The 6,838-nt window shown below is 66.2% G+C and carries 8 protein-coding genes; 5 read left to right on the forward strand and 3 right to left on the reverse strand.

From position 1 onward, the window contains the following. Window positions 1-178 precede the first annotated feature (178 nt). The 3 genes from ACFW2E_RS06125 to ACFW2E_RS06135 all read left to right on the forward strand — a co-directional run bounded on the left by ACFW2E_RS06125 (window position 179) and on the right by ACFW2E_RS06135 (window position 2,223). Window positions 179-694: a hypothetical protein gene (locus tag ACFW2E_RS06125; protein ID WP_384462148.1), complete on the forward strand. Its 516-nt coding sequence runs from the start codon at window positions 179-181 to the stop codon at window positions 692-694. A gap of 471 nt (window positions 695-1,165) precedes the next feature. Continuing rightward, window positions 1,166-1,423: a hypothetical protein gene (locus ACFW2E_RS06130; RefSeq protein WP_384462151.1), complete on the forward strand. Its 258-nt coding sequence runs from the start codon at window positions 1,166-1,168 to the stop codon at window positions 1,421-1,423. 362 nt (window positions 1,424-1,785) lie between these two features. Continuing rightward, window positions 1,786-2,223, forward strand: a complete 438-nt coding sequence (locus ACFW2E_RS06135; protein ID WP_384462154.1) for a cupin domain-containing protein — start codon at window positions 1,786-1,788, stop codon at window positions 2,221-2,223. Between the two features lie 192 nt (window positions 2,224-2,415). Here ACFW2E_RS06135 and ACFW2E_RS06140 read toward each other — a convergent pair whose 3' ends face one another. The 3 genes from ACFW2E_RS06140 to ACFW2E_RS06150 all read right to left on the reverse strand — a co-directional run bounded on the left by ACFW2E_RS06140 (window position 2,416) and on the right by ACFW2E_RS06150 (window position 4,845). Further along, entirely contained in the window at window positions 2,416-2,826 is a 411-nt protein-coding gene (locus tag ACFW2E_RS06140; protein WP_384462157.1) for a YozE family protein, read from the reverse strand. Between the two features lie 215 nt (window positions 2,827-3,041). Further along, on the reverse strand, window positions 3,042-3,206 hold the full coding sequence (locus ACFW2E_RS06145; protein WP_384462160.1) for a hypothetical protein: 165 nt from the start codon (window positions 3,204-3,206) through the stop codon (window positions 3,042-3,044). A 997-nt stretch (window positions 3,207-4,203) separates the two neighbouring features. Beyond that, on the reverse strand, window positions 4,204-4,845 hold the full coding sequence (locus ACFW2E_RS06150; RefSeq protein ID WP_384462163.1) for an amidohydrolase family protein: 642 nt from the start codon (window positions 4,843-4,845) through the stop codon (window positions 4,204-4,206). A 243-nt stretch (window positions 4,846-5,088) separates the two neighbouring features. Here ACFW2E_RS06150 and ACFW2E_RS06155 point away from each other — a divergent pair, with 243 nt between their 5' ends. Together ACFW2E_RS06155 and ACFW2E_RS06160 are read left to right on the forward strand one after the other, a co-directional pair. After that, on the forward strand, window positions 5,089-5,445 hold the full coding sequence (locus ACFW2E_RS06155) for a MerR family transcriptional regulator (RefSeq protein ID WP_384462165.1): 357 nt from the start codon (window positions 5,089-5,091) through the stop codon (window positions 5,443-5,445). 661 nt (window positions 5,446-6,106) lie between these two features. Further along, window positions 6,107-6,679, forward strand: a complete 573-nt coding sequence (locus tag ACFW2E_RS06160) for a DUF4232 domain-containing protein (protein ID WP_384462168.1) — start codon at window positions 6,107-6,109, stop codon at window positions 6,677-6,679. Window positions 6,680-6,838 lie beyond the last annotated feature (159 nt).

Below are 6,838 nucleotides of genomic sequence, written 5' to 3' on the forward strand. Positions count from 1 at the left end.
TGCGGAGTTACTGCCCCATCCCCAGGCACGAGTCGGGCCACCAAGACCGGCGGTGGTGGAGTTCCCATGCCCTGGGTACGCGGCGCCTGGAGGGCGGCCCTGGTTGTACTGTGCAGCGACATGACATGTTCACGTTCAATTTATCTAGACGCCTCCTCGGCGTCCAATCCTCCCGATCATGAAATCTGTGAAGACCTTGAGACTGGCCGTGCCCATGGGACTCGCCGCCCTCATGCTCACGGTGGCGGGCGCGATGTCCACTGCGTCCGCGACGACCTACTGGACGTACATGAACGATTACGAGGGCGCATGCCTCGTCTCGTCGACCGTGAGCGACAGCGTCTGGTCGGACACCTGCAACGACTCGCTCGCCACCCGGAACTGGTACTGGGGTGCGAATTCCTACACCCGTAGCTTCGACGGGAAGGTATTCCGCCGACTGGTGAGCAAAGCCAACGGTGACTGCCTCACCACGGACGCCCACACCTCGGTCAACGCTGTCTGGACGAGCCCCTGCGGGAATGCCCCCGGGCAGTGGTGGAGCGCCGACGGCAACCAGCTCCTCTGCGACATCGGGGCTGGTTGGGGGGAGTACCTGCGCACCTCGGCCAACGGTGATGCCGTATATGCCACCGACCTCAACGAGAACGGCATCGACCCCCATCGGTACGTCTGGTGGGGTGCGCACAGCTGACGCTGGCCGCTTTACGGCGCAACGAAGGCCCTCACTCTCCCAGGGAGCGAGGCCATCTCGCGGTCGAGCTCTGACGCCTGATCTGGTCTCAAACGACTCAGGCCCAGGGAGGGGTAAATTCACCTGCTGACCTGGGCCTGAGTCATGTTGGAGCGTGCGACGGGAATCGAACCCGCGTAGCTAGTTTGGAAGATCGCGTACGCGCACCCCGCCTGACACGACGGATCGTCCAGTGGGCGATGTGGCAGACGCTGCGATGTTCGAGCTAAACGGCACCCCGGCCGCGGGCGACACGTACAGGCGTCGCCGCCGGGCCCTGAACACCGCTCTCGAACACGCGGTGGTCGCAGGGGGCCTCTCGGGGAACCCGCCTCAGCGCGCCCGGCGAAAGCACGTCGGCTCCAATGACAAGGAAGGGCGAGTTTCGGCAACGAGCGCGGGGGAGCGGCCGGCACATCCACCTACTGGCGGGTGTGGGCGGAAGCGCGGGAGTACGCGCTGCCGCCCGATCGGGTCGACCCGCCGTTGGCCGGACGCCCGTACGACCTACGGCACGCCCGCATTACGCGACGGCTGAACGCGGGAGTACCGATCGCGGAGGTGGCCCGGCGAGTCGGTAACTCCCCCGAGGTGATCCACCGCCGCTATCACGGCTGCAGTGATGGCCACGAGGAAGCCGCCAACCCGAAGATCACAAAGGCGCTGGAAGAAGACGGCGACACGGCCTAGTAGTGCCATATCAGGCAACGTTGCCCTGTTGACGACGGCTCGTAGGCGCTGGTCGTCGTCGTGACGGTTTCGCCAGAGCCCGCCGATGACATGGTGCGATGCGGTCTCGATGTCGCCGGCTCCCGGATTGTGGCGGCCGCCGACGGGAGGCAGGGTGGTCTCGAGACCGTTTCGGCGAGGCAGAGGGCACACGGCCTGTCACGGATGCGGGCTGTGGCTTGTCCTCATCGCGAAGCGAGGTGTGTGAGCCGGGAACCGGCGAACTCGGTCACCGCCGAACGAGTGGGTCGGTACACCGGTCCGGAACGCGGTGGCCGAGGCAGGAAACGTCCATTCCGGACAGGCTTACGGAGGTGTGGTACATGCCAGAGAAGAACCCAGAGCACGGGAGCGCCCACGAGGTCTCCTTGCCGCCCGAAGTCAAGTTGCTGCAGGAAGTCACTCCGCCCTTCTTTCCCGAAGGTGGTTCGGGAATGACCATCCTCGTCGATTGGCCTCCCGGTCACCCCGGGCTCCCTCCGCATCGCCACTCGGGCCCGTCGTTCGGCTACGTGATGGAAGGCGCGCTCCGGTTCGAACTCGAGGGGGAGCCCGAGCGTGTGATCAAGGCCGGTGGGACGTTCTGGGAGCCGGGCGGTGACGTGATCCACTACCAGGACGGCAACGCCCTGTCGGACGCACCGACCAAGTTCGTGGTGATCATGGTGTGCGCACCGGGGCAGCCGATGCTTACGTTGGTCGACGAGGAGGAGCTGAAGGAACGGGCGCACCTGCGCGCCCCGCGTCCCTCCGAAGGATGACCCGCGAGATCGACAAGGGTGCGGAGCCCGGAATACCGATCCCGGTGCTGGGCTTTGCAGCAACCTCCGGCCTTCAGCCATCGATCTCACGAACGCGTACACGTTCTGCCACCCGGACAGACTCATGGTGGCGCATCGCCTGTGCCAGCACCTGAGCGGCTCGTCACATCACAACAGAGCAAACGTTGCCTGCTACGGCACTAGCCGTGAAGGGCCGGGCCGCCGGAATCCGTCTTGAGCGGCTTTGTGCTGCTCGTACTGAGTCCAGACACGTTCGAGTGTCTCTATGGCCGCCGGAATGGCGCCGCGCTCATCAAGGTAGGTGCGCTGGCCCGGCAGGCCCTTGCGTGAGGGCCAGTCGGGACCGCGTGAGACATCCCGGGCGAGATCACCAATGGCGTTGTCCTGATCGGCGTGGGTCTTCAACCACGCGGTGAAGCTCCTCGGCCTGGGCATATCCGCATCCTTCCGCCGCCGCGTGGCCTCCACACGTGAATGTGTCGGAGGTGTGTCGCGCGTATCGCAGATAGTGCGCGAAGAGTGAGAGGCAACGAGAAAGAGCGGGAGCCAGTGAGACTGATTCCCGCTCTCTCGCATCGGCATCCGCGCTGGTCAGACCCTGGTTCTCGCTGGCTGACCGGCGAGTGCCCCCGGCGGGATCCGAAGAACATGGGAAGTGGAATCGCCGCGACGCGGAGCGGGACGTTGGTGGTGACGGCGGCCGTCTCGCTCTGCGCCCGGCGTGCAGCCCGACTCGTCTGCCTTCGTAGCTCTGACGATTTACCCAGCTGAGGGTCGTCTTTTGTCAGAGCTGCAGGTCAGAGCCAAGAGGTGTGCAGGTTCCACCACTCGGTCAGCAGCGTGAGGCGCTTGCGGATCTCCTGGGCGGAGTCCCCGGTGACCAGGGCGTCGGCGGCGGACTGGGCGGCGTACTCCAGGCCCGTGCACTCGGTGCCGGGCTCCAGATGGACGGTGAGTTCCACGCCGGGGACCGGGCAGGGCTCGGTGGACGGTGCGAAGCGGCCGTGGCCGGGCGGGAAGAGGATCCAGCCGGTGGGCGACTCGGGGGCGGCCGGCTGGTGGGCGAGGGTGAGGTCGCTGCCGCCTCGACCGCGTGCATGACGGCACGCGGCATTGTGAGGACTCTGCGGTCCTCCAGGTAGACAACAACCTTCTCGGCCACGGCCCGTTGGGGAAGCGGCAGGTCCCAGTCCACGCCGCCGAGCGGCGTGCTGAAGCCCTTGATTCGTCGCATGATCTCCAGAACCTTCACGCTCGGCATCCTAGGTAGGCCGGGGAGCGGCTGGGCTCGAAACAGGTGGCATGGCTTGAAGTAACACGCGCACTCTTCCAACTGTGGTGGTGGTCGTAGGCGCCTTGAGCATGGTCGTTCATCTGCGTTCATACGAGGCCAGTCCTGGGAGCTGGTGCCGCCTTCGGTCCTGGCTGAACGTCGGTGAACGGCGCTGAATGAGACGGAAACTGAGACGGTTAGCTAGTGCTGTGACGGCGGCCCCGGCCCAGAAACAGCAGCCTGCGGGGGCGCCTCCTCGCCGCTCGTCGTAGCTCCCTGTACCGGATCACCGAGCCTGGGCCCGCAGTGCGAACCCAGACAGGGGCTCCGCTCAAGATGCGGTCCGCGCCCTGCCTGTTGTCGCGGAAGACCCAGCGGCTCTGCGTCAACTCGACATCGGCATAGATCTGAGCGAACCACTCACAGTCATGAGCGTGCCCCAGAGTGAATCCACGAGTCCAAGGTTCTTGATCAGTACCGGGCGACTCGCTCCCCTGGTTCAGGGCTATGTGCAGCGCCTCGACGGCGAGCGACTCAGGATCGTTCCACTGGGAGGTGTTCCGCGTACCGCGGCTCTTCGCTGCACTTCGCTGCACTTCGCTGCTGTACAGCAACCACCGCCGTGCCGAGGGATACGGCTGAGGGCGGCTCTGGACGACGTGGCGCTGCCTCGTGCGGGACAGTCCTCAGGTGAGCTGGAGGAGCCGGGCGGCCGTTCCTCCCAGCACCATGTCCCGTACCTCACCTGGTGTGGTGACGCGCTCGACGGTCGCGCGAGTGAGGACCGGGTCTCCGTAGGGGGCGTCTGAGCCGAAGAGGGTCCGGTCCGGGAGCTCCTTGATGGCCAGCCGGACGGCAAAGATCAGGTGGGCCGTCGACAGTTCCAGGAACATGCTGGGGGTATCCCGGACCAACTCGATCGCGTCCATCCAGTTCAGCCCCCCTAGTTGGCTGATCACCAGGGGCACGGTCGGATACCCGGCCGCCAGACGGGCCAGAGTCCGCAGGTCGTCCGCCGTGGTCGGTGCGAATCCGTGAACGACCACGGGCAGGTCGCCGTGGTCCGCCGCCGCTCGCAACACCGGCTCGATGAGGTCTGCCCGTCCGGGAGGTGGTGTCAATTCCCCGATTCCTCGCAGGCCGTGCCCGACCACGTCCCGGTCGATTATCTCGGCGATCCGATCTGCCGGCAGGTCCAGCGGCACACTCCTGAAGCCGATGAAACGGTGAGGGTAGGCGGCCAGTACCGTATCCAGCTCTCGCCACGCGGTCCGGTACCCCTCGACCCCGTTCGCCCGGCCCCCGATCGCCTTATCCAGAACAGCCATCTCGCGACGCAACGTCTTCAGGTCCGTGGCCCGTTCCGGGTGCGGCCGTGTACTGAAGAGGACTGCGCGATCCACTCCAGCGTCGTCCAGCAGCGCGATGTGATCCTCAACCGGGTCGTGGACATGACTGTGCGCGTCAATGATCATCATTTTCTCCCTGTGCGAGGTGGCCGGCCCGGAATGCGACCGGCCCGAGCAGCGTTGCGCCCTGACACCGTTGGAAGGTCAAGTGGAAGGGCAGACATGCTGATCGGGGAGCTCTCACGCCGCACGGGAGTCAGCGAACGCCTCCTGCGTTACTACGAGCGCGTCGAGTTGATCCGGTCGGAACGACGCGCGAACGGCTATCGCGACTACGCCGAGGAAACCGTCGAAACCGTGCGCCAGATCCGCGCCCTGCTCGCCGCCGGCCTTCCCACACGCATCATTCGCCGGGTCCTCCCCTGCACTGCCGACGGCACCACCTTGCGCCCGTGCCCTGGTGTCCTCGACCAGCTGCGTGCCCAACTGAACGACCTGGACCGTCGAGCCGCCAGCCTGGCGGCGGCCCGAGAACTGCTGCGCCGGACGATCGCCGTCGCAGAGGAGCGCAGCGGCTGAACGGCGAAGACATCGTGAGGACGGCCGATGCCTATGTCCTGGCGTGCCGACTCCCGGCGAGGTGCTGGTGCTGAGCGACGCCACGTATTCAGGCAGGGACATATTCGTGCCCGCTTACTTCTTCTTGCCCTGGGTCTTGTCGGGGATCTTGGTGAGCTGGGTTCTTGCTGGTCAGGGCCGCGCTCCGGTACGCCCGAGTGGTCGTCATTGGTCGTCATTGGCCACTGCCGAGCGGCCTCGGACGGCCCACAGACGGCCCGAGCTTCACTCAGGATTCGCTGCCCCAGACATGATCGTCCACGGGTTGCGCTCCCTACCGAGGCCTGTCCCTTGCCACTAGATCTTGACCGTTTGCCATCGGACTTTGGCGGACGCGATTTTGTGTCATCGGAGTTTGATCACCGCAGGTCAGCGACTCAGCGCACCTTCGGTGCGCGCCGGGGGCGTGGTAAAACCCATGGCGCGCTGGAGGTGCTCCTGTCTGCGTTGACAGCCATCTGCACGGGTGCAGCCTGTCGTCACCGTTCCGTCACAAGTAGTGGCCGCACGGAACCCTGCCGATCTCCCGCCCCTCTGCACTCACGTACCACGACCACACGTACCGCGGGGCAACAACCGACGACCGAAACCCGCGGACGAGACGACTCAGGGGGACGACAGCATGCGGCACAGCAACGGCATTCGCAGGGCGGCTCTGGCGACGACGGCGGTCACGGCCGTCGCGGCGGCGGTGACCGGCATCCTGCCCGGCACCGCCATGGCGGCGAGCACCACCACCACCTCCACCCCGCCGCCCGCCTGCCCGGCCTCCGCCCTCCAGGTCAGCGCCTGGCAGGCCGTCCACCGGCCCGTCGGGACCGGGACCGGGGCGGCAGTCGTGCAGTTCACCAACGTCTCCCGGAGGACGTGCGTCCTGAAGGGCCATCCGACGGTCGCGGGCGCCGGCAACGGCTCCCCCGCCCACAACACCCCGCTCAAGGTCACCCCCACCGGCAGGGCGGCCACCGTGACCGTCCGGCCGCACGGCAAGGCGTGGGTGAAGCTGACCTTCGTCCAGGTCCAGGGGGAGGCCGACGGCTACTGCGTGTCGGGCAAGGACCCGGTGACGTATCCGACGATGGTCATCGGGCTGCCGCACTCCGGGAAGCACCAGGTCGCCCTGAACGACGGGGTGTGGGCCGAGTGCGACAACAAGGTGACCGTCACCCCGGTCTCGGCGGTCAAGCCTTCCTGACCCCACCGTCCCCACAAATCGAGCAGCCTGCACGACGATCTCAACGCTCTGACCTGCACGTTTACGAGGCGCTGCACATAAGTGCAGGTCAGCGAATAAGCGCACCATAGGTGGGCGGTTTAGCGGTACATCGGTGTGACAACTCCCATAACAAAAAAA

Source organism: Streptomyces sp. NPDC058964, assembly GCF_042741275.1.
Classification (GTDB): Bacteria; Actinomycetota; Actinomycetes; order Streptomycetales; family Streptomycetaceae; genus Streptomyces.